21 protein-coding genes and 1 tRNA gene are annotated in these 20,461 nt (G+C 63.6%); 18 read left to right on the top strand and 4 right to left on the bottom strand.

Annotation, left to right across the window (positions count from 1 at the left end):
- Nucleotides 1-9: 9 nt before the first annotated feature.
- The 4 genes from ACF8O7_RS10695 to ACF8O7_RS10680 are packed head-to-tail and all read right to left on the bottom strand — an operon-like array spanning nt 10 to nt 2,835.
- Nucleotides 10-774, bottom strand: coding sequence for a PilX N-terminal domain-containing pilus assembly protein (locus ACF8O7_RS10695; protein ID WP_016447720.1), 765 nt, complete (start codon nt 772-774; stop codon nt 10-12).
- The gene (locus tag ACF8O7_RS10690; protein WP_126310778.1) at nt 771-1,646 is read right to left on the bottom strand and encodes a PilW family protein; all 876 of its coding nucleotides are present in this window, start codon (nt 1,644-1,646) and stop codon (nt 771-773) included. The genes ACF8O7_RS10695 and ACF8O7_RS10690 overlap by 4 nt, the downstream gene beginning before the upstream one ends.
- Nucleotides 1,643-2,281: a type IV pilus modification protein PilV gene (gene pilV / locus ACF8O7_RS10685; protein ID WP_016447718.1), complete on the bottom strand. Its 639-nt coding sequence runs from the start codon at nt 2,279-2,281 to the stop codon at nt 1,643-1,645. Before pilV ends, ACF8O7_RS10690 begins: the two co-directional genes overlap by 4 nt.
- Nucleotides 2,272-2,835 carry a GspH/FimT family pseudopilin gene (locus tag ACF8O7_RS10680; protein WP_016447717.1) on the bottom strand — a complete coding sequence of 188 codons (564 nt, stop codon included), beginning with the start codon at nt 2,833-2,835 and terminating at the stop codon, nt 2,272-2,274. Before ACF8O7_RS10680 ends, pilV begins: the two co-directional genes overlap by 10 nt.
- A gap of 848 nt (nt 2,836-3,683) precedes the next feature.
- On the opposite strand from ACF8O7_RS10680, the gene rpsO reads away from it, so the two are divergent.
- The 18 genes from rpsO (at nt 3,684) to nuoL (ending at nt 20,447) form a co-directional block, all read left to right on the top strand.
- Entirely contained in the window at nt 3,684-3,950 is a 267-nt protein-coding gene (gene rpsO / locus ACF8O7_RS10675) for a 30S ribosomal protein S15 (protein WP_012206984.1), read from the top strand.
- Nucleotides 3,951-4,156: 206 nt separating this feature from the next.
- The gene (gene pnp, locus ACF8O7_RS10670) at nt 4,157-6,418 is read left to right on the top strand and encodes a polyribonucleotide nucleotidyltransferase (protein WP_016447715.1); all 2,262 of its coding nucleotides are present in this window, start codon (nt 4,157-4,159) and stop codon (nt 6,416-6,418) included.
- A 121-nt stretch (nt 6,419-6,539) separates the two neighbouring features.
- A complete protein-coding gene (locus tag ACF8O7_RS10665) occupies nt 6,540-7,541 on the top strand; it encodes an NAD(P)H-quinone oxidoreductase (protein WP_016447714.1) in 1,002 nt (333 codons plus the stop codon).
- Between the two features lie 2 nt (nt 7,542-7,543).
- Nucleotides 7,544-8,290, top strand: a complete 747-nt coding sequence (gene tpiA / locus ACF8O7_RS10660; RefSeq protein WP_392443333.1) for a triose-phosphate isomerase — start codon at nt 7,544-7,546, stop codon at nt 8,288-8,290.
- A gap of 58 nt (nt 8,291-8,348) precedes the next feature.
- Nucleotides 8,349-8,741 (top strand): preprotein translocase subunit SecG, encoded by a 393-nt coding sequence (gene secG, locus ACF8O7_RS10655; protein WP_016447712.1) that lies wholly within the window; start codon nt 8,349-8,351, stop codon nt 8,739-8,741.
- A 118-nt stretch (nt 8,742-8,859) separates the two neighbouring features.
- A tRNA-Leu gene (locus tag ACF8O7_RS10650) sits at nt 8,860-8,944 on the top strand.
- A gap of 73 nt (nt 8,945-9,017) precedes the next feature.
- Nucleotides 9,018-9,377, top strand: a complete 360-nt coding sequence (locus ACF8O7_RS10645; RefSeq protein WP_012206979.1) for an NADH-quinone oxidoreductase subunit A — start codon at nt 9,018-9,020, stop codon at nt 9,375-9,377.
- A 23-nt stretch (nt 9,378-9,400) separates the two neighbouring features.
- Complete coding sequence (locus ACF8O7_RS10640) at nt 9,401-9,880, top strand: NADH-quinone oxidoreductase subunit B family protein (protein ID WP_012206978.1); 480 nt, start codon at nt 9,401-9,403, stop codon at nt 9,878-9,880.
- Nucleotides 9,881-9,890: 10 nt separating this feature from the next.
- The gene (locus ACF8O7_RS10635) at nt 9,891-10,499 is read left to right on the top strand and encodes an NADH-quinone oxidoreductase subunit C (RefSeq protein ID WP_026062051.1); all 609 of its coding nucleotides are present in this window, start codon (nt 9,891-9,893) and stop codon (nt 10,497-10,499) included.
- A 32-nt stretch (nt 10,500-10,531) separates the two neighbouring features.
- On the top strand, nt 10,532-11,785 hold the full coding sequence (locus ACF8O7_RS10630) for an NADH-quinone oxidoreductase subunit D (RefSeq protein ID WP_016447710.1): 1,254 nt from the start codon (nt 10,532-10,534) through the stop codon (nt 11,783-11,785).
- Nucleotides 11,782-12,273 carry an NADH-quinone oxidoreductase subunit NuoE gene (gene nuoE / locus ACF8O7_RS10625; RefSeq protein ID WP_016447709.1) on the top strand — a complete coding sequence of 164 codons (492 nt, stop codon included), beginning with the start codon at nt 11,782-11,784 and terminating at the stop codon, nt 12,271-12,273. Before ACF8O7_RS10630 ends, nuoE begins: the two co-directional genes overlap by 4 nt.
- Complete coding sequence (gene nuoF / locus ACF8O7_RS10620) at nt 12,270-13,628, top strand: NADH-quinone oxidoreductase subunit NuoF (RefSeq protein ID WP_016447708.1); 1,359 nt, start codon at nt 12,270-12,272, stop codon at nt 13,626-13,628. The genes nuoE and nuoF overlap by 4 nt, the downstream gene beginning before the upstream one ends.
- Before the next feature lie 15 nt (nt 13,629-13,643).
- Nucleotides 13,644-15,767 (top strand): NADH-quinone oxidoreductase subunit NuoG, encoded by a 2,124-nt coding sequence (gene nuoG / locus ACF8O7_RS10615; protein WP_126310776.1) that lies wholly within the window; start codon nt 13,644-13,646, stop codon nt 15,765-15,767.
- Nucleotides 15,764-16,840: an NADH-quinone oxidoreductase subunit NuoH gene (gene nuoH, locus ACF8O7_RS10610; protein ID WP_016447706.1), complete on the top strand. Its 1,077-nt coding sequence runs from the start codon at nt 15,764-15,766 to the stop codon at nt 16,838-16,840. Before nuoG ends, nuoH begins: the two co-directional genes overlap by 4 nt.
- A gap of 11 nt (nt 16,841-16,851) precedes the next feature.
- Nucleotides 16,852-17,361: an NADH-quinone oxidoreductase subunit NuoI gene (gene nuoI / locus ACF8O7_RS10605; protein WP_016447705.1), complete on the top strand. Its 510-nt coding sequence runs from the start codon at nt 16,852-16,854 to the stop codon at nt 17,359-17,361.
- Nucleotides 17,362-17,395: 34 nt separating this feature from the next.
- A complete protein-coding gene (locus tag ACF8O7_RS10600) occupies nt 17,396-18,064 on the top strand; it encodes an NADH-quinone oxidoreductase subunit J (protein ID WP_012206970.1) in 669 nt (222 codons plus the stop codon).
- Nucleotides 18,061-18,369, top strand: coding sequence for an NADH-quinone oxidoreductase subunit NuoK (nuoK, locus tag ACF8O7_RS10595; RefSeq protein WP_016447704.1), 309 nt, complete (start codon nt 18,061-18,063; stop codon nt 18,367-18,369). The genes ACF8O7_RS10600 and nuoK overlap by 4 nt, the downstream gene beginning before the upstream one ends.
- A gap of 29 nt (nt 18,370-18,398) precedes the next feature.
- A complete protein-coding gene (gene nuoL / locus ACF8O7_RS10590) occupies nt 18,399-20,447 on the top strand; it encodes an NADH-quinone oxidoreductase subunit L (protein ID WP_026062052.1) in 2,049 nt (682 codons plus the stop codon).
- Nucleotides 20,448-20,461 lie beyond the last annotated feature (14 nt).

The following is a 20,461-nucleotide window of genomic DNA, read 5'->3' as shown; positions in this document are numbered from 1 at the left end:
TGTCCTGAGTCAGTCGCGGCGTTTCTGCCGGGCATAGGTCTGCTGCATCACCACCTGGGTGTTGCTCTTGCGGCCATGGGCAATGGCCGTGATGCGATAGATCACCTGAGGCTGCATGTAAAGGGCCAGTCGGGGTGAGCCATTGGCGATGACGCCCGAGTTCCCTGCGTTGACGTCATAGGGCAGGATCTCTATCCAGTACCAGCCGCCCTTTCCTGCCTCACGATTTGCCAGGATGGAGTCGCTCTTTCCGCCAGCGATGGCGCCCGTGAACTGGCCGTAGCGTGCGCCGACGTCAGCGGCCGTCATCTGGCCCAGCGTGATCCCTTGGCCTTCGTCCGCGTTGTTCCAGAAGTCCTGAGGTCCCGTGCGCTTGGTGCACAGGCCATCGCGGCATCCAGTGGGTGTGGCCTCAGCGAGGCTGGCCAGCAGCAGGCCGACTTCCCCGGTTTCCCGGGGGAACTGTGCGATGCCTGCACCGCTGCGGCAGACGGATGGCTGGCTGCTGCTGGCGGCGCAGGCGGCGCCGCTGGCCTGTTCGCCCCGAATATCCAGTTCGGCATCCTGCAGCAAGGCCTGTGCAGCCTCCAGGGCACGCTGGTAGTCGGCATCGTTGCCCACGAACATTTCGTTGAACAGTGCGCTGCGCGACGCCCACAGGGCGAGCAGCATGGACAGCATGACCAGGACCACCACGATGAACAGGGCGATGCCTTTTTGGCGCTGCGCTGCGCAGGTGTGGGCATGTCGCATGCCTGCAGCCTTGTGCGTCATCCGGCCAACCCCTGGCTGCGCAACTGGTACACGCTGCGAAAGACCATGTGCAGGCGCCGCGTCCTGGGCGCAGGCAGCGTGGCCATGTGGATGGATTCGGCCGTACCGTCGCTGTCGGCGCAGTCGGTATAGCTGCTGTTGGCGGGCATGTCGATGGCCTCGTTGCCGAAGAGCACCAGGCAGACCTCGGCGCCGACGACGCGAGGCCAGTCCTGGCCTACGGCGGCTGCGTTGACATACTGGATGCGGGCGGAGCCCCCCGGCGCCTGGATCAGGTAGCGCACCTGGAAGTTGGCGACGTTCCTGGCAAGGGGCTGGGCACCCGCGGAGGGCGCTCCGGCGCAGCGCAGGGTGTTTTTACTGGCGTCCAGGACAAAGCGGCTCAGGATGAGGCTGTCGCTGTTGGTTTGCCCCAGGCAATTGCGCTGCAGTGAGGTCTCGATGGCCGATGTGTGCAGCGGCTGCGTGTAGTTGCTGTAGCCCACGGCGAGCTTGTATTGGGAGCGCCCGGGTGCATCGAGGCCCTGGATGGTGTCGTGCGTGGGGTTGAAGTCCAGTGCGCCCGCCTCGAATGCAACGGGGTCTGCCACGTCAATGGCTTCTGTTGCCTTCTTGTGTGATGCAAGAAGCAGCCGCAGGGACCCCGCCTGCCGGATCTGCCGGCCCATGACACGGAAGAGATGGGAAGCCTGCTGTTGCAACTGACTGGCATCGCTGATGGTGGCGGACACGGCGCGTGACGCCATGAGTGCGCCCATGGCCACGCCGATGATCAGCAGTCCCAGGAAAAGTCCGACCAGCAGTTCGACGAGGCTCAGCCCGCGTTGACGCGGTCTGGCCGCAATGGCGGTGGCGATGCGATGGGGATTCATGGGCCTGCGCAGAAGAGCTGGACTGCGTTGTTTGCAAGGTAGGGAGCGCAGCGAGCGCTGAGTGCGATGTATTGCAGGTGGCAGGTTCTGCCTGCAGGACAGGCCATGGCCTGATCGCTGTGCATGCGATCGCCATCGCCATCAAGCCCGATGGGGTCCTTGTAGTCGGCCTTGCCGGACTTTTCGTTCTCGCGCCAACTGATCATGATCCCCAGCTGGCGCCCGTTGCCGGCGCTGGCGGCTGCCTCGTCTCCTGCGAGGAAGACCTTGGCGGCCCCGCCTGGCAGTAGTTGGCGAACGGATGCCTTCCATCGTGCGAGGTGGTAGCTGGCCATTGCGTCCGGGCCGCATGCGGCGGCACTGCAGTCGGCGACGGATTCGGGGGTGTGATTCCAGTCGGAAACGTAGCGGCCGATCTGTCCGAGGGAGTTGGGGTTGGCGTGCGTGCGCTCGCTGAGGTCCTCGATCAGCCGGATGGCCTGGGCGCGGCGCACGCCGCTTTGGTTGTCGGCCAGGGTGCGCATCTGCAGTCCCAGGATTCCCAGAACACCCAGGGCCGTGATGACGGTGGCGACCAGGGTTTCGATCAGGGTAAAGCCATTGGGATGCCGATTGCGGGTACGAGTCAGGCGCATGGAATACCCTCCTGGCCGACCACCCGGATGCGTCCGCCGGACGAAACGCAAATGCCTTGGGTTGCGGCGGAAGTGATTCCGGCCGGAGATGGCGCAATGGCGAAACCCATGGCGGTGAGTCCGCCCAACTGACCCCAGCGGTCCACACTGATGATGGAGGCAGACCGGGAGCGGGTGACGAGGGTGCGGGCGGGCGTGTCGAAGCGCTGCAGCTCCTCCTTGGGATCCCAGTGCCTGTTGCCATTGCGGTCGGCGAACACCACCCAGCCGCAGCCCCAGTCGGCGTGCTGCGCCGCCAGGGTGCAGCCCTTGGTGCCTTGGGGCAGTTTCTGGATGAAAACGCCCCCACCCCGACGCACGGCTTCGGAGCGCGCGTACTGCAGCGTCGATTGCAGGGCCTCGACGGTCTGGCGAACACGCCAGCGCTCGATGATGAGGTTGAAGCTGGGAGCTGCCAGCGTGGTGAGCACGGCGAGGATGGCGACGACCACCATCAACTCGATGGCAGTGAAGCCTTCGGCGCCCGGGCGAGCCTGAGGCCTGGTCGATGACATGTCTTGAATCCCTCCCCGTCGATTGGCTTGCGCAACGCTGGTTGTTGCTGCTTGTTTCGTGCGCCGCTCAATCTATTGGGGTTGTTCGTGCATGTCTTTCAGACCAATCTGTTTCTTTGGTCAAAAAATAGGAGTTGTGCAGTGAATGGGGCTGAATTCAGGCGTGCAGAGGTGCGAAAAAATCCAATGATGGCAAGGCTTTGCCGGATTTTTGGGTATTCGAGGCCGGCCTAGGACTGTTTCTGGGAGCGTGTCAGCGCTGGCGTCTGCCCGGCGGCTGCCCGGTGTATCCGGCGCATGCTCCGGCGTTGTGCCTGCCCTGGCATTCGCGGTAAAGCCGCTTGTCGCGTTGCTCGGGCGACTCGTCTGAGCTGCTGCGCTGCGTCGGCACCCGGACCCGCTGCCCGCCCTTTTTGCGCTTGGAGCCTTGCGCAGCCGATGCGTCGGCGCGATGGGACGCAGCCTGGGCAGGCAGGGCCAGGCCCAGGGCCGCGACCAGGCAGAGCAGGGTGCATTGCCGCAGCTGCGCTTGTCGGGTCGATGGAATGAATGAAAAACGCACTGCCATGGCGTGGCCCTCCCTTGGTGTATGGAATGCCTGCGCACCACATATCCGTGCTTCGTGACGGCATGCCTTTGGCGCGGGCTTTGCGGGATTCTGGGCGGCCAGCAGGCCGAAGTGGCAAAGGGCGCAAATCAGGTGTGGATGCCGGTCCGGGCGTGCTTGTTATAATCCCAGGGTTTTGCATGGTGCAAGACGCACGTCGGGGCCTTTCCAGTCCCGGCGCAAGTAACCAAGGCTGCCTCCTTGCTTTTGTCTTTGAGGCGCCAATTTCCAAGGAAAAAAAATGATCGCATCTTCCGTGAAGGCTGAAGTCGTCAAGTCCAACGCACGCTCTGCCAACGACACTGGTAGCCCAGAAGTGCAAGTGGCCCTGCTGACCGCACGCATCAACGAGCTGACCCCTCACTTCAAGCAACACGCCAAGGACCACCACGGTCGCCGTGGCCTGCTGCGCATGGTGAGCCGCCGTCGCAAGCTGCTGGACTACCTCAAGTCCAAGGACGCTGATCGCTACACCGCACTGATCGCCAAGCTGGGCCTGCGCAAGTAAGCACGGTGGGAGATCGAAACGCCTGAGTTAGCCTGTCTAGCTCAGGCGTTTTTTACTTCGGAGAAAGCAAGACAGAGCGAAGCTGTGTCATTCCATTGCTGCGGATTTGATAGCAAAAAATCCAGCAATGGAATGGCATCGTGTTCTGAATTGCTCTCCATCATGGCCGGATGAGTGCATCTGGCCAACATTCCCTAGGAGCAACAATGTCCATCTTCAACAAAGTCACCAAGACCTTCCAGTGGGGCCAGCACACGGTCACCATGGAAACCGGCGAGATCGCCCGCCAGGCTTCCGGCGCCGTGCTGGTCAACATCGATGACACCGTGGTGCTGGCCACCGTGGTGGCGTCCAAGCAGGCCAAGTCCGGCCAGGACTTCTTCCCGCTGACCGTCGATTACATCGAGAAGACCTACGCCGCAGGCAAGATCCCCGGCAGCTTCTTCAAGCGCGAAGCCAAGCCCAGCGAACTCGAAACCCTGACCAGCCGCCTGATCGACCGCCCGATCCGCCCGCTGTTCCCCGAAGGCTTCTACAACGACGTGCATGTGGTCATCCACACCGTGTCGCTGAACCCCGAAGTCGATGCCGACATCGCCGCCCTGATCGCCACGTCGGCCGCCCTGTCCGTGTCGGGCATTCCGTTCAACGGGCCCATCGGTGCAGCCCGCGTGGGCTACATCAATGGCGAGTACGTGCTCAACCCCGGCCAGACCCAGCGCAAGGATTCGCAGATGGATCTGGTCGTGGCCGGTACTGAAGCTGCCGTGCTGATGGTGGAGTCCGAGGCGCAGCAACTGCCTGAAGACGTGATGCTGGGCGCCGTGGTCTTCGGCCACGAGCAAGGTCGCATCGCCATTGACGCCATCCATGAACTGGTGCGCGAAGCCGGCAAGCCCGTCTGGGACTGGGTCGCTCCCGCCAAGGATGAAGAGCTGATCGCCAAGGTGGCCGCACTGGGTGACGAAGCCCTGCGCGCGGCCTACCAGATCCGCAACAAGCAAAGCCGCACGCAGGCCTGCCGCGAAGCCTACGCCGCCGTGAAGGCCGGCCTGACGGCCCAGGGCGTGGAGTTCGACGGCGTCAAGGTCGAAGGCATGCTGTTCGACATCGAGGCACGCATCGTTCGCAGCCAGATCCTGGCCGGCGAGCCGCGCATCGACGGCCGCGACACGCGCACCGTGCGTCCCATCGAAATCCGCAACTCCGTGCTGCCCCGCACGCACGGCTCGGCCCTGTTCACGCGCGGCGAGACGCAGGCCCTGGTCGTGTCCACGCTGGGCACCGAGCGCGATGCACAACGCATCGACGCGCTGGCTGGCGAGTTCGAGGACCGCTTCCTGTTCCACTACAACATGCCTCCCTTTGCCACCGGCGAAGTGGGCCGCATGGGCTCGACCAAGCGCCGCGAAATCGGCCACGGCCGTCTGGCCAAGCGCGCCCTGGCGGCCTGCCTGCCCAGCAAGGAAGAATTCCCCTACACCATCCGCGTGGTGTCGGAAATCACCGAGTCCAACGGCTCCTCGTCCATGGCCTCGGTCTGCGGCGGCTGCCTGTCGATGATGGATGCGGGCGTTCCGATGAAGGCCCACGTGGCCGGCATCGCCATGGGCCTGATCAAGGAAGACAACCGCTTCGCCGTGCTGACCGACATCCTGGGTGATGAAGATCATCTGGGCGACATGGACTTCAAGGTGGCTGGCACCACCAGCGGCATCACTGCGCTGCAGATGGACATCAAGATCCAGGGCATCACCAAGGAAATCATGCAGGTCGCCCTGGCCCAGGCCAAGGAAGCGCGCATGCACATCCTGGGCAAGATGCAGGAAGCCATGGGTGAAGCCAAGGCCGAGATCTCGTCCTTCGCTCCCAAGCTGTACACGATGAAGATCAACCCCGAGAAGATCCGTGACGTGATCGGCAAGGGCGGCTCCACCATCCGTGCACTGACCGAAGAGACCGGCACGCAGATCGACATCGGCGAAGACGGCACCATCACCATCGCTTCCAGCGATGCCGCCAAGGCCGACGAAGCCAAGCGCCGCATCGAAGAGATCACGGCCGAAGTCGAAATCGGCAAGATCTACGAAGGCCCGGTCACCAAGATCCTGGACTTCGGTGCTCTCGTGAACCTGCTGCCCGGCAAGGACGGTCTGCTGCACATCAGCCAGATTGCCCACGAGCGCGTGGAGCGCGTCGCCGACTACCTGCAGGAAGGCCAGATCATCAAGGTCAAGGTCATGGAGACCGACGAAAAGGGTCGTGTCAAGCTGTCGCTGAAGGCGTTGACCGAGCGTCCTGCCGGCATGGAGCGCAGCGAGCGCCCCGCGCCTGCCGAGCGTGAGTTCCGCCAGCCGCGTGAGCCCCGCCAGCAACGCGAGTACCGCGAGCCGCGTGAACCTCGCGAGCCCCGTGACGGCGGCCGTCCGGCTGCCGAGGGCGAGCAGCAACAGCAACAGCAGCAGTAATGCCCGGCAAGGCCGTTCCCCAAAAAGGGGGGGTGGCCTTGCAGGTGCATGCGGTGACTGGAAAAAGCGCTGACCTGTTCAGCGCTTGTGGCATTTTTGACAGGGATTGCGAGGTCGAAAAATGGAAAAGCAAATCATGCGTGCCGTGGAACTCACGGACTTTGGTGGTCCCGAGGTCTTGCGCCTGGGCGAGCGTCCGCTGCCCGTGGCCGGCGCGCAGGAGTTGCTGATCCAGGTCTCGGCCAGCGGTGTCAATCGTCCTGATGTGTTGCAGCGCAAGGGGCACTACGCCCCGCCGCCCGGTGCCTCGGATCTGCCCGGGCTGGAAGTGGCCGGGGTGATCGTGTCGGGTGACGACGACGCCATGCGGCTGGCAGGCCTGCGCGTGGGCGACCGCGTGTGCGCGCTGCTGGCCGGTGGTGGCTATGCGGAGTACTGCGTTGCGCCAGTGGCCCAGTGCCTGCCCATCCCGGCGGGGCTCAGCGAGGTGGAGGCTTCGGCATTGCCTGAAACCTTCTTCACCGTCTGGAGCAATGTGTTCGATCGCGGCGCCTTGCAGGCGGGCGAAACCCTGCTGGTGCAGGGCGGCAGCAGCGGCATTGGCGTGACGGCCATCCAGTTGGCCAAGGCGCGTGGCGCCACGGTCATCGTGACGGCTGGCTCCGATGCCAAATGCGCCGACTGCCTGAAGCTGGGCGCCGACCATGCCATCAACTACCGTACCCAGGACTTTGCCGCGGAGGTGCAGCGCATCACCGACGGCAAGGGCGTGGACGTGATCCTGGACATGGTGGCGGGCAGCTATGTGGCGCGCGAAGTGCAGAGCCTGGCCGAGGATGGCCGTCTGGTCATCATTGCGGTGCAGGGCGGCATCAAGGCGGAGTTCGATGCGGGCCTGGTCCTGCGCCGTCGCCTGCTGGTGACGGGCTCCACGCTGCGTCCGCGTCCTGTCGCCTTCAAGGCGGCCATCGCCCAGGCGCTGCGGCGCGAGGTCTGGCCGCTCATCGAGGCAGGCGGTATCCGCCCTGTGATTCACAGCACCTTTGCTGCCGCTGATGCCGACAAGGCGCACGCGCTGATGGAGTCGAGTCAGCACACCGGCAAAATCGTTTTGACGTGGTAACCATGAAGAAGAAACTCATCGTCGGCAACTGGAAGATGAATGGCAGCCTGGCTGCCAATGCCGTGTTGCTCAAGGCCCTCAAGCAGGGGCTGCCCGAAGGTGGAAATGCGGGTGTGGTGGTGGCTGTGCCGGCCGCCTATCTGGCCCAGGCCCAGGCCGAGCTTGCAGGGTCGTCCATTGGCGTGGCTGCGCAGGATGTGTCGCAGCATGACTCGGGCGCCTACACGGGCGAGCTTTCGGCTGCCATGCTCCAGGATTTTGACGTGCGCTACACCTTGGTGGGGCACTCGGAGCGTCGCCAATACCATGGTGAAACCGATGCCGTGGTGGCCTTGAAGGCGCAGGCTGCGCTGGCCAAGGGCGTCACGCCCATCGTCTGTGTGGGCGAAACGCTGGCAGAGCGCGAGGCGGGGCAGACCGAGGAAGTCGTCAAGCGCCAGCTGGCAGCCGTGATCCATCAGGTGGGGCAGTGCATCAGTGAGCTGGTCGTGGCCTACGAGCCTGTCTGGGCCATCGGCACCGGCAGGACCGCAACACCCGAGCAGGCGCAGCAGGTGCATGCCGTGCTGCGCGCCCAGCTGGCGGCTGCCAGCCGGCAGGCTGACCGCATCCCCTTGCTCTACGGCGGCAGCATGAACGCCTCCAATGCAGCCCAGCTTCTGGCCCAGGCCGACATTGACGGTGGTCTTGTGGGCGGGGCGTCGCTCAAGGCGCCGGATTTCCTGACCATCATCGCTGCGGCCCAGTGAGCCGGAGCAGTTTCTCCATTCGCTTTTTTAGCTCTCGCGTTACTAGCAGGTACAACCAATGAATGCATTCGCAAGCGTGATCCTCGCCGTCCAGATGCTGTCGGCACTCGGCATGATCGGCCTGATCCTGATCCAGCACGGAAAGGGCGCCGACATGGGCGCCTCGTTCGGCAGCGGCAGCTCCGGCAGCCTGTTCGGTGCCTCGGGCAGCGCGAACTTTCTGTCGCGCTCCACGGCAGGCCTGGCCACGGTGTTCTTCGTGACCACGCTGGCGCTGGCCTATCTGAGCAATGCGCGCCCCGTCAGCTCGGGCAGCGTGCTGGAAGGCGCGGCCCCCATCACGGCACCGGCTCCCGCCGTCCCTGGCGCTGCTGGCGAAGTGCCTGCTCCTGCGGCAGGTCAGGCGCCTGCTGCCGGTGCTGAAGGTGCGGCCCAGATCCCCACGAAATAATTTCGAACAAAGCCCTCGGTCCTCCTGGTCCGAGGGTTTTTCAGAGTAGAATCTAGAGATTGTTCGGTAGGCGGAATCTTTGCAACGAAGATAAAGAGCCAGCCGAAATCGAGACGTAGCCGTCGTGGTGAAATTGGTAGACACGCTATCTTGAGGGGGTAGTGGCGAAAGCTGTGCGAGTTCGAGTCTCGCCGACGGCACCAAGATATAACTAAGAGCCTGCCCTGCTGATCAGGCTGATCGGTGCGGGCATGCCTTTCAAGGTAGCCGCACACGATGAACATCGACCAGTATCTTCCCGTTCTCTTGTTCATTCTCGTCGGCATGGGTGTCGGCGTAGTCCCCCTGGTACTGGGGTATGTGCTGGGTCCGAACCGGCCCGATGCCGCCAAGAACTCTCCCTACGAATGTGGCTTCGAGGCCTTTGAAGACGCGCGCATGAAATTCGATGTGCGCTACTACCTCGTCGCCATCCTGTTCATCCTATTTGATTTGGAAATCGCCTTTCTGCTGCCCTGGGCCGTTGCGCTTCGGGACGTGGGTGGGGCTGGTTTCGCCGCTGTCCTGATTTTCCTGACCGTTCTCGTCGTGGGCTTTGTCTACGAATGGAAGAAGGGTGCGTTGGACTGGGACTGATGCGGGTTCACTAAGGAAACACGATGATCGAAGGCGTGATGAAGGAAGGCTTCATCACCACGAGTTACGACTCGGTGGTGAATTGGGCCAAGACGGGCTCGCTGTGGCCCATGACATTTGGTCTGGCCTGCTGCGCGGTCGAGATGATGCACGCTGCGGCGGCGCGTTACGACATTGGCCGCTTTGGCTCGGAAGTCTTCCGTGCCAGCCCCCGCCAGTCGGACCTGATGATTGTGGCCGGCACCCTGTGCAACAAGATGGCGCCCGCCATGCGCAAGGTCTATGACCAGATGTCCGAGCCCCGCTGGGTCATCTCCATGGGCTCGTGCGCCAATGGCGGCGGCTACTACCACTACAGCTATTCCGTGGTGCGTGGCTGCGACCGCATCGTGCCGGTCGATGTCTATGTGCCTGGCTGCCCCCCCACGGCGGAAGCCCTGATCTACGGCATCATCCAGCTGCAGCAGAAGATCCGCCGCACCCATACCATCGCTCGCGTCTAAGGGCTAGATGATGACTGCTATTGCGATTCACCCCGAAGTGCTTCGGGATGTGGTGGCTGCTGCCTTGGGCGACAAGGCGCGCAGCGTGACCGTGGCCCTGGGCGAGGTGACGGTCGAAGTGTCCGCTGCCAACTATCTGGAGGCCATGCAGGTTCTGCACAGCGCCCCGGATTGCCGGTTCGAGGTTCTGGTGGACCTATGTGGCGTGGACTATTCCACCTATGCGGAAGTCGGCCGCGAAGGGCCGCGCTTTGCCGTGGTGTCCCACCTGCTGTCGATCAGCCTGAACCAGCGCCTGCGCGTTCGCGTCTTCTGTACCGACGACGATTTTCCGGTGGTGGCTTCGGTCACTCCCATCTGGGCCGGCGCCAACTGGTTCGAGCGCGAGGCGTTCGACCTGTTCGGCATCGTCTTCGATGGCCATGACGACCTGCGCCGCATCCTGACCGACTACGGCTTCATCGGCCATCCCTTCCGCAAGGACTTCCCGCTGTCGGGCCATGTGGAGATGCGCTATGACCCCGAACAGCAGCGCGTGGTGTACCAGCCGGTCACCATCGAGCCCCGCGAGATCACGCCGCGGATCATCCGCGAAGACAACTACGGGGGCCTGCACTGAAGGCGCTGCAGGCGCCTTTTTGATGGACGACCATGGCTGAAATCAAGAACTATTCCCTGAACTTTGGTCCGCAGCACCCGGCAGCGCACGGCGTGCTGCGCCTGGTGCTGGAGCTCGACGGTGAAGTGGTGCAGCGTGCAGACCCGCACATCGGTCTGCTGCACCGCGCGACGGAAAAACTGGCAGAGAGCAAGACCTACATCCAGTCGCTGCCCTATATGGACCGGCTGGACTACGTGTCCATGATGTGCAACGAGCACGCCTACTGCCTGGCCATCGAGAAGCTGCTGGGCATCGAAGTGCCCATTCGCGCCCAGTACATCCGCGTGATGTATTCGGAGATCACCCGCATCATGAATCACCTGATGTGGCTGGGCTCCAGCGGCAACGATGCAGGCAGCTCCACGACGCTGATCTATACCTTCCGTGAGCGCGAAGACCTCATGGACATGTACGAGGCGGTCTCCGGCGCGCGCATGCACGCGGCCTATTTCCGTCCGGGCGGCGTCTACCGCGACCTGCCCGACACCATGCCGCAGTACAAGGCCAGCAAGGTGCGCAATGCGCGCTCGGTCGAGGTCATGAACCGCAACCGCCAGGGCTCGCTGCTGGACTTCATCGACGACTTCACGCAGCGCTTCCCCAAGTGCGCCGACGAGTACGAGACCCTGCTGACCGACAACCGCATCTGGAAGCAGCGCAACGTGGACATCGGCGTGGTGACGGCCGAGCGTGCCATGAACCTGGGCCTGACCGGCCCCATGCTGCGTGCCTCCGGCGTGGCCTGGGACATGCGCAAGTCGCAGCCCTACGAGGTCTATGACCGCATGGACTTCGACGTGCCCGTGGGCAAGACCGGCGACTGCTACGACCGCTACCTGGTGCGCGTGGCCGAAATGCGCCAGTCCAACCGCATCATCAAGCAGTGCGTGGACTGGCTGCGTGCCAACCCGGGCCCGGTGATCGTGGACAACCACAAGATCGCCCCGCCGCCGCGCGAAGGCATGAAGTCCAACATGGAAGAGCTGATCCACCACTTCAAGCTCTTCACCGAAGGTTTCCGCGTGCCCGAAGGCGAGGCTTACGCGGCCATCGAACACCCCAAGGGGGAGTTCGGCATCTACATCGTGAGCGACGGGGCGAACAAGCCCTACCGCCTGAAGATCCGTCCGCCGGGATTCGCCAATCTGTCCGCCATGGACGAACTGTGCCGAGGCCACATGCTGGCCGACGCCGTGATGGTGCTGAGTACCCTGGACATCGTGTTTGGAGACGTTGACCGATGATTACCGAAGCGACCAAGGAGCGCTTTGCGCGCGAGGTGGCCAAGTACCCGGCCGACCAGAAGCAGTCGGCCGTGATGGCCTGCCTGTCCATCGTGCAGCAGGAGCAGGGCTGGGTCAGTCCCGAGAGCGAGGCCGTGATCGCCGAGTTCCTGGGCATGGCCGAGATCGCGGTGCACGAAGTCACCACGTTCTACAACATGTACAACCAGCGGCCGGTGGGCAAGTTCAAGCTGAACGTCTGCACCAACCTGCCCTGCCAGCTGCGCGACGGCTACAAGGCGCTGCACCATCTGGAATCCCGCCTGGGCATCAAGATGGGCGAGACCACGCCCGACGGCATGTTCACGCTGCAGCAGTCCGAGTGCCTGGGTGCCTGCGCGGATTCGCCGGTGATGCTGGTGAACGACCGCTGCATGTGCAGCTTCATGAGCAACGAAAAGCTCGACGAACTGATCGACGGCCTGCGCGCCGCGGAGGGCAAGGCATGAACGCCGCCGCACAATCGGTCCTGGCCAGGTTTGCCGCCTCGGGCAGCGAGACCTGCTTCCACGACCGCCACATCAATCCCCAGATCTATGCCGATCTGACCGGCGCCAACTGGTCCATCAAGGACTACGAGGCACGCGGCGGCTACCAGGCGCTGCGCAAGATCCTGGGCAAGGACGGCAGCGAAGGCCTGACGCAGGATCAGGTGATCGCCACCGTCAAGGAGTCGGGACTGCGCGGCCGCGGCGGTGCAGGTTTCCCCACGGGCCTGAAGTGGAGCTTCATGCCCCGCCAGTTCCCGGGCCAGAAGCACCTGGTGTGCAACTCTGACGAAGGCGAGCCGGGCACCTGCAAGGACCGGGACATCCTGGTGCACAACCCCCACATCGTGATCGAGGGCATGATCATCGCGGCCTACGCGATGGGCATCTCCCTGGGCTACAACTACATCCACGGCGAAATCTTCGAGGCCTATGAGCGCTTCGAGGCCGCGCTGGAGGAAGCCCGCGCTGCCGGCTACCTGGGCGACAACATCATGGGCAGCAGCTTCAGCTTCCAGCTGCACGCGCACCATGGCTTCGGCGCCTACATCTGCGGCGAAGAGACTGCGCTGCTGGAGTCGCTGGAAGGCAAGAAGGGCCAGCCGCGCTTCAAGCCGCCGTTCCCGGCCAGCTTCGGCCTGTACGGCAAGCCCACCACCATCAACAACACCGAAACCTTTGCGGCCGTTCCCTGGATCATCCGCAACGGCGGTGCTGCGTACCTGGAGTGCGGCAAGCCCAACAATGGCGGTACCAAGATCTTCTCGGTCAGCGGCGACGTCAACCTGCCCGGCAACTACGAAGTGCCGCTGGGCACGCCCTTCAGCAAGCTGCTGGAGCTGGCCGGTGGCGTGCGTACGGGCCGCAAGCTCAAGGCCGTGATCCCCGGCGGATCGTCCTCGCCCGTGCTGCCGGCCGACATCATCATGGAATGCACGATGGACTACGACTCCATCGCCAAGGCCGGCTCCATGCTGGGCTCGGGCGCCGTGATCGTGATGGACGACTCGCGCGACATGGTCGAGAGCCTGCTGCGCCTGTCCTACTTCTACCAGCACGAGTCCTGCGGCCAGTGCACTCCCTGCCGCGAAGGCACGGGCTGGCTGTGGCGCGTGGTCAACCGAATCGAGCACGGCGAAGGCCGTCCTGAAGACATCGAGCTGTTGGACTCGGTGTCCGTGAACATCATGGGGCGCACGATCTGTGCGCTGGGCGATGCGGCAGCGATGCCGGTGCGCGCCATGATCAAGCACTTCCGCCACGAGTTTGAAGCGAAGATCCAGAACGCTTCCAAGCAGACGGTCCACGCCGCCTGATCGCGAGAAAAGCATATGGTTGAAATTGAACTGGACGGAAAGAAGGTGGAGGTCGCCGAGGGCTGCATGGTCATGCATGCAGCCGAGAAGGCAGGCACCTACATCCCGCATTTCTGCTACCACAAGAAACTTTCCATCGCCGCCAACTGCCGCATGTGCCTGGTGGACGTGGAAAAGGCCCCCAAGCCCATGCCCGCCTGCGCCACGCCCGTGACGCAGGGCATGATCGTGCGCACCAAGAGCGAGAAGGCGATCAAGGCACAGCAATCGGTGATGGAGTTCCTGCTCATCAATCACCCGCTGGACTGCCCGATCTGCGACCAGGGCGGCGAATGCCAGCTGCAGGATCTGGCCGTGGGCTACGGCAGCTCCGCCTCGCGCTACGAGGAAGAAAAGCGCGTGGTCTTCCACAAGGACGTGGGCCCGCTGATCTCCATGCAGGAGATGAGCCGCTGCATCCACTGCACCCGCTGCGTGCGCTTCGGACAGGAAGTGTCCGGCGTGATGGAGCTGGGCATGATCAACCGCGGCGAGCACTCCGAGATCACCACGGTGGTGGGCGATACGGTGGACTCCGAGCTGTCGGGCAACATGATCGACATCTGCCCCGTGGGCGCGCTGACCAGCAAGCCCTTCCGCTACAGCGCCCGCACCTGGGAGCTGTCGCGCCGCAAGTCGGTCTCGCCCCATGATTCCACGGGTGCCAACCTCATCGTCCAGGTCAAGAACCACAAGGTCCTGCGCGTCGTGCCCTTCGAGAACGAAGAGGTCAACGAGTGCTGGATCGCCGACCGCGACCGCTTCTCCTACGAAGCCCTGAACAGTGACGAACGCCTGACCCGCCCCATGCTCAAGCAGGGCGGTGAGTGGAAGGAAGTCGACTGGCAGACGGCCCTCGAATACGTGGCCAATGGCCTGCGCCAGATCAAGAACGACCATGGCGCCTCCGCCATCGGCGCGCTGGTCAGCCCGCACAGCACGCTGGAAGAGCTGTTCCTGGCAGGCAAGCTGGTGCGCGGCCTGGGCAGCGAGAACATCGACCATCGCCTGCGCAACGCCGAGTTCACCGCCGCCCAGGGCGTGCAGTGGCTGGGCACGCCCATCGCCTCGCTTTCCAAGCTGCAAGGCGTCCTGGTGCTCGGCTCCAACCTGCGCAAGGACCATCCGCTTTTCGCGCAGCGCATCCGCCAGGCGGCCAAGCAGGGCTGCACCGTGCTCGCCATCAATGAGCGTGTCTACGACTGGGCCATGCCGGTGACGGCGTCCATCGTGGCAGCCCCGGACTGGGCCCAGGCGCTGGCCGATGTGGCCGCCGCCGTGGCGCAGGAAAAAGGTGTTGCCGCTCCCGTGGCCGCCGCCAACGTGCATGCCGAGGCCCAGGCCATTGCCACCGCGCTGCTGCGCGGCGAGCGCAAGGCCATCTTGCTGGGCAATGCCGCTGCGCACCACGCACAGGCATCGACCCTGCTGTCGCTGGCCAACTGGATTGCCGAGCAGACCGGCGCCTCGGTCGGCTACCTGACCGAAGCCGCCAACACGGTGGGCGCGCAGTGGGTGGGCGCACAGCCTGCCGCTTCGGGCCTGAACGCAGGCCAGATGCTGGCCGGCGGCCTCAAGGCCGTGCTGCTGCTGAACAACGAACCCGTGTTCGACTCCGCTGCCGGCGCCCGCGCCGCAGAGGCACTGGGCAAGGCCGAGATGGTCGTGACCCTGAGCCCGTTCAAGGCCAACATGGAATTCAGCGACGTGCTGCTGCCCATCGCCCCGTTCACGGAAACCTCGGGCAGCTTCGTCAACGCCGAAGGCCGCTTGCAAAGCTTCCATGCCGTGGTCAAGCCGCTGGCCGAAGCCCGTCCGGGCTGGAAGGTGCTGCGCGTTCTGGCCAACCTGCTGGGCGTGCAGGGCGTGGACTACGAGACGTCGCAGGACGTGCTCGCAGCCGCCACCGCCGGCGCCACCAGCGTGCCGGCCAACCTGCTGGGTAATGGCGCGCCTGCCGTGAATTCCATCGCCAACGGCGCCGGCCATGCCGCGCCCGTGGTGGCCAGCATTTATCAGCTCGACAGCATCGTGCGCCGCGCGACGTCGCTGCAACTGACGGCAGATGCACGTCAGGCTCGTGAGGGAGGCGCCGCATGATTGACGCACTCAAGACGGCCGGTGCCGGCCTGATCGCCGCCCCCTGGTGGACCGACGTGGCCTGGCCCGTGCTCTGGATCCTGCTGGGCATCGTCGCCATCGTCGCCCCGCTGATGGGCGCCGTGGCCTACCTGACGCTGTGGGAGCGCAAGCTGCTGGGCTTCATGCAGGTTCGCATGGGTCCCAACCGCGTGGGTCCCTTCGGCCTGCTGCAGCCCCTGGCCGACGGCCTGAAGCTGCTGACCAAGGAACTGATCCAGCCCACGGCCGCCGCCAAGGGCCTGTTCTACGTGGGTCCCGTGATGGCCATCATGCCCGCCCTGGCGGCATGGGTGGCGATCCCCTTCGGCCCCGAAGTGGCGCTGGCCAACGTCAACGCCGGCCTGCTGCTGATCATGGCCATCACGTCCATTGAAGTCTATGGCGTGATCATTGCCGGCTGGGCCTCCAACTCCAAGTACGCCTTCCTGGGCGCGCTGCGCGCCTCGGCGCAGATGGTCAGCTACGAGATCGCGCTGGGCTTCTGCTTCCTGGTGGTGATCATGGTCACGGGCAGCATGAATCTGACGCAGATCGTGCTGAGCCAGGGCCAGGGCCAGTTCGCCAGCATGGGTGCCAGCGTCCTGTCGTGGAACTGGCTGCCGCTGCTGCCGATCTTCGTGGTGTACCTGATCTCGGCCGTGGCCGAGACCAACCGCCACCCCTTCGACGTGGTCGAAGGCGAAGCCGAAATCGTGGCCGGCCACATGGTCGAGTACTCGGGCATGGGCTTTGCCATCTTCTTCCTGGCCGAGTACGCCAGCATGTGGCTGGTGTCCATCCTGGCCGTGATCATGTTCCTGGGCGGCTGGCTGCCTCCGTTCGACTTCCTGTCGTTCATCCCCGGATGGATCTGGCTGGCGGCGAAGACTTTCCTGGTCGTGTCCATGTTCATCTGGATCCGTGCCACCTTCCCGCGCTTTCGCTATGACCAGATCATGCGTCTGGGCTGGAAGATCTTCATTCCCGTCACCCTGGTGTGGCTGGTCATCGTGGGTGGCTGGATGCACTCGCCTTGGAACATCTGGAACTGAGCGGAGCAAGAATGTCTGCGGTTGCTGCTACCCCATTTTCGATCAAAGATTTCTTCAAGAGCTTCATGCTCTGGGAACTGGCCAAGGGCATGGCCCTGACTGGCCGCTACACCTTCCGCCGCAAGGTCACGGTGCAGTTCCCCGAAGAAAAGACACCTCTGTCGCCGCGTTTTCGCGGACTGCACGCCCTGCGCCGTTATGACAACGGCGAAGAGCGCTGCATCGCCTGCAAGCTGTGCGAAGCGGTCTGCCCGGCCATGGCCATCACCATCGAGTCCGATGTGCGTGACGACGGCTCGCGCCGCACCACGCGCTACGACATCGACCTGACCAAGTGCATCTTCTGCGGCTTCTGCGAGGAAAGCTGCCCGGTGGATTCCATCGTCGAGACGCATATCTTCGAATACCACGGAGAAAAGCGCGGCGACCTGTACTTCACCAAGGACATGCTGCTGGCCGTTGGCGATCGCTACGAACCCGAGATTGCCGCCGCCAAGGCTGCGGACGCCAAGTACCGCTGAAGCGGCTCCTTGATCACTTGAAAAGATTCGATCCATGGACGCCAAAACTGGTTTCTTCTATCTGTTCTCGGTCGTGCTGCTGTTTGCAGCCTTCCGGGTCGTCACGGCGCGCAACCCCGTGCACGCCGTGCTCAACCTGATCCTGGCCTTCTCGCAGGCTGCCGGCATCTGGCTTTTGCTCAAGGCCGAGTTCCTGGGCGTGACCCTGGTGCTGGTCTACCTGGGCGCCGTGATGGTGCTGTTCCTGTTCGTGGTGATGATGCTGGACATCCGCATCGACGCCGTGCGCCAGGGCTTCTGGAAGCATTTCCCCTTCGCTGCCCTGATCGGCGCACTGATCGCCTTTGAAATGGGCATGGTGCTGATGGGCGGCTTCAGCGGTGTCGAGGAGCCCAAGGCCATTGCGGCCACGGTCAACGCTGCCGGCCAGACCGTGCAGTACTCCAACACCCAGGCCCTGGGCAAGCTGCTGTACACCGAATACCTGTACCCCGTCGAGATCGCTGCCGTGATCCTGCTGGTGGCCATGATCGCCGCCATCGCCCTGACCCTGCGCAAGCGCAAGGACAGCAAGGCAGTGAACCCGGCCCAGCAGATCCGCGTGCGCGCAAAGGATCGCCTCGAGCTGGTCAAGGTGCCGGTCACCCAGGCGCCGCAGGCACCGGCCGCCGAGGCAACCCCCGCCGTGGAGACAAAAGCATGACGCTGACTTTGGGCCATTACTTGACGCTGGGCGCCATGCTGTTCGCGCTCTCCGTCGTTGGCATTTTTCTGAACCGCAAGAACCTGATCGTGCTGCTGATGGCCATCGAGCTGATGCTCCTGGCCGTCAACATGAACTTCGTGGCCTTCTCCAGCTATCTGGGTGACATGCACGGACAGGTGTTCGTGTTCTTCATCCTGACAGTGGCAGCGGCCGAGTCGGCCATCGGTCTGGCGATCCTGGTGCTTCTGTTCCGCAACAAGACCAGCATCAATGCGGAAGATCTCAACTCCCTCAAGGGTTGAGTCCGCCGTAACTTGCAAGGTTCTTAAGAATGAGTCAAACACTCTCTGCATCCATGCTCCTGGCGGTGCCGCTGGCACCGCTGGCGGGTTCCGCGCTCGCGGGTATCTGGGGCACGGCCTTCGGCGGCAACAAGATCGGTCGCGGCGGCAGCCATTCCCTCACGATTTTGGGCGTGCTGATCGCCTTCATCCTGTCGGCCATCACCTTCAACAGCGTGATCTTCGACGGGGCGCGCTTCGACCAGTCCATCTACACCTGGATGGAAATCGGCGGGCTGAAGATGGAAGTCGGTTTCCTGATCGACAGCATCACGGCCATGATGATGTGCGTGGTGACCTTCGTGTCGCTGATGGTGCACATCTACACCATCGGCTACATGCAGGAAGATGACGGCTACAACCGTTTCTTCTCCTACATCTCGCTGTTCACCTTCTCCATGTTGATGCTCGTCATGAGCAACAACCTGCTGCAGCTGTTCTTCGGCTGGGAAGCCGTGGGCCTGGTGTCGTATCTGCTGATCGGCTTCTACTACAACAAGCCCTCGGCCATCTTCGCCAACATGAAGGCCTTCCTGGTCAACCGCGTGGGCGACTTCGGCTTCATCCTGGGCATCGGCCTGATCGCTGCCTACACGGGCACCATGAACTATGGCGAGATCTTCGCCAAGCTGCCCGAGATCCAGAACACCCTGCTGCCGGGCACCGGCTGGCTGCTGGTGACGGTGACGGCCATCTGCCTGTTCATCGGCGCCATGGGCAAGTCGGCCCAGTTCCCGCTGCATGCCTGGCTGCCCGATTCGATGGAAGGCCCGACCCCCATCTCGGCACTGATCCACGCCGCCACCATGGTGACGGCCGGCATCTTCATGGTCTCGCGCATGTCGCCGCTGTACGAGCTGTCGGACACCGCGCTGAGCTTCATCCTGGTGATCGGCTCCATCACGGCGCTGTTCATGGGCGTGCTGGGCATCATCCAGAACGACATCAAGCGCGTGATCGCGTACTCCACGCTGTCGCAGCTGGGCTACATGACCGTGGCCCTGGGCGCCTCGGCCTACTCGGTGGCCGTGTTCCACCTGATGACCCACGCCTTCTTCAAGGCCCTGCTGTTCCTTGGCGCCGGCTCGGTGATCATGGGCATGCACCACAACCAGGACATCCGCTGGATGGGCGGCGTGCGCAAGTACATGCCCATCACCTGGATCACGTTCCTGCTGGGCAACCTGGCGCTGATCGGCACGCCGTTCTTCTCGGGCTTCTACTCGAAGGACGCCATCATCGAGGCCGTGCATGCCACCAACCTGCCGGGTGCTGGCTTCGCCAATTTCGCGGTGCTGGCCGGCGTGTTCATCACGGCCTTCTACTCCTTCCGCCTGTACTTCATCGTCTTCCACGGCAAGGAGCGCTACGACCAGAATCCCGATGCGCACCACCATGGCCACGATGACCACCACGCCCATGACGACCACCACGGCCATGGCCACGATGCCAAGCCGCATGAGTCGCCACTGGTCGTGACCGGCCCGCTGATGCTGCTGGCCATCCCCTCGGTGGTGATCGGTGCCCTGGCACTGATGCCCATGCTGTTCGGTGATTTCTTCAAGGGTGTGATCCACGTCGATGGCAGCAAGCACGGCGCCATGGCCGAGCTGGCCGAGAAGATCCACGGCTGGGTGCCCATGGCGCTGCACGGCTTCACGGCCGCGCCGTTCTGGCTTGCACTGGCAGGCGTCGTCGTCTCCTACCTGTTCTACATGGTCAAGCCCGAAGTGCCTGCCGCCATCAAGTCGTCCATGCAGAAGATCGGTGTCTACCAGGCACTGGAAGGCAAGTACGGCGTGGACTGGGTCTACGAGAACATCTTCGCCCGCGGCGCACGCGCCTTCGGCAGCTTCTTCTGGAAGGTCGGCGACCAGGCCATCATCGATGGCGGCATCGTCAACGGCTCGTGGAAGCTCATCGGCCGCATCGGCCAGTGGGTGCGCAAGCTGCAGTCGGGCTATCTCTATCACTACGCGTTGGTCATGCTGCTGGGCGTGTTCGCTCTCATGACGTATTTCGTGTGGCTCAACAAGTAGTAGGGGAAGAACAA

This window comes from Delftia sp. WSY_16 (genome assembly GCF_043104415.1).
GTDB lineage: Bacteria > Pseudomonadota > Gammaproteobacteria > Burkholderiales > Burkholderiaceae_C > Comamonas > Comamonas tsuruhatensis.
The sequence above is the reverse complement of the archived record's forward strand: the minus strand, read 5'-3'. Positions and strand labels throughout refer to the sequence as shown.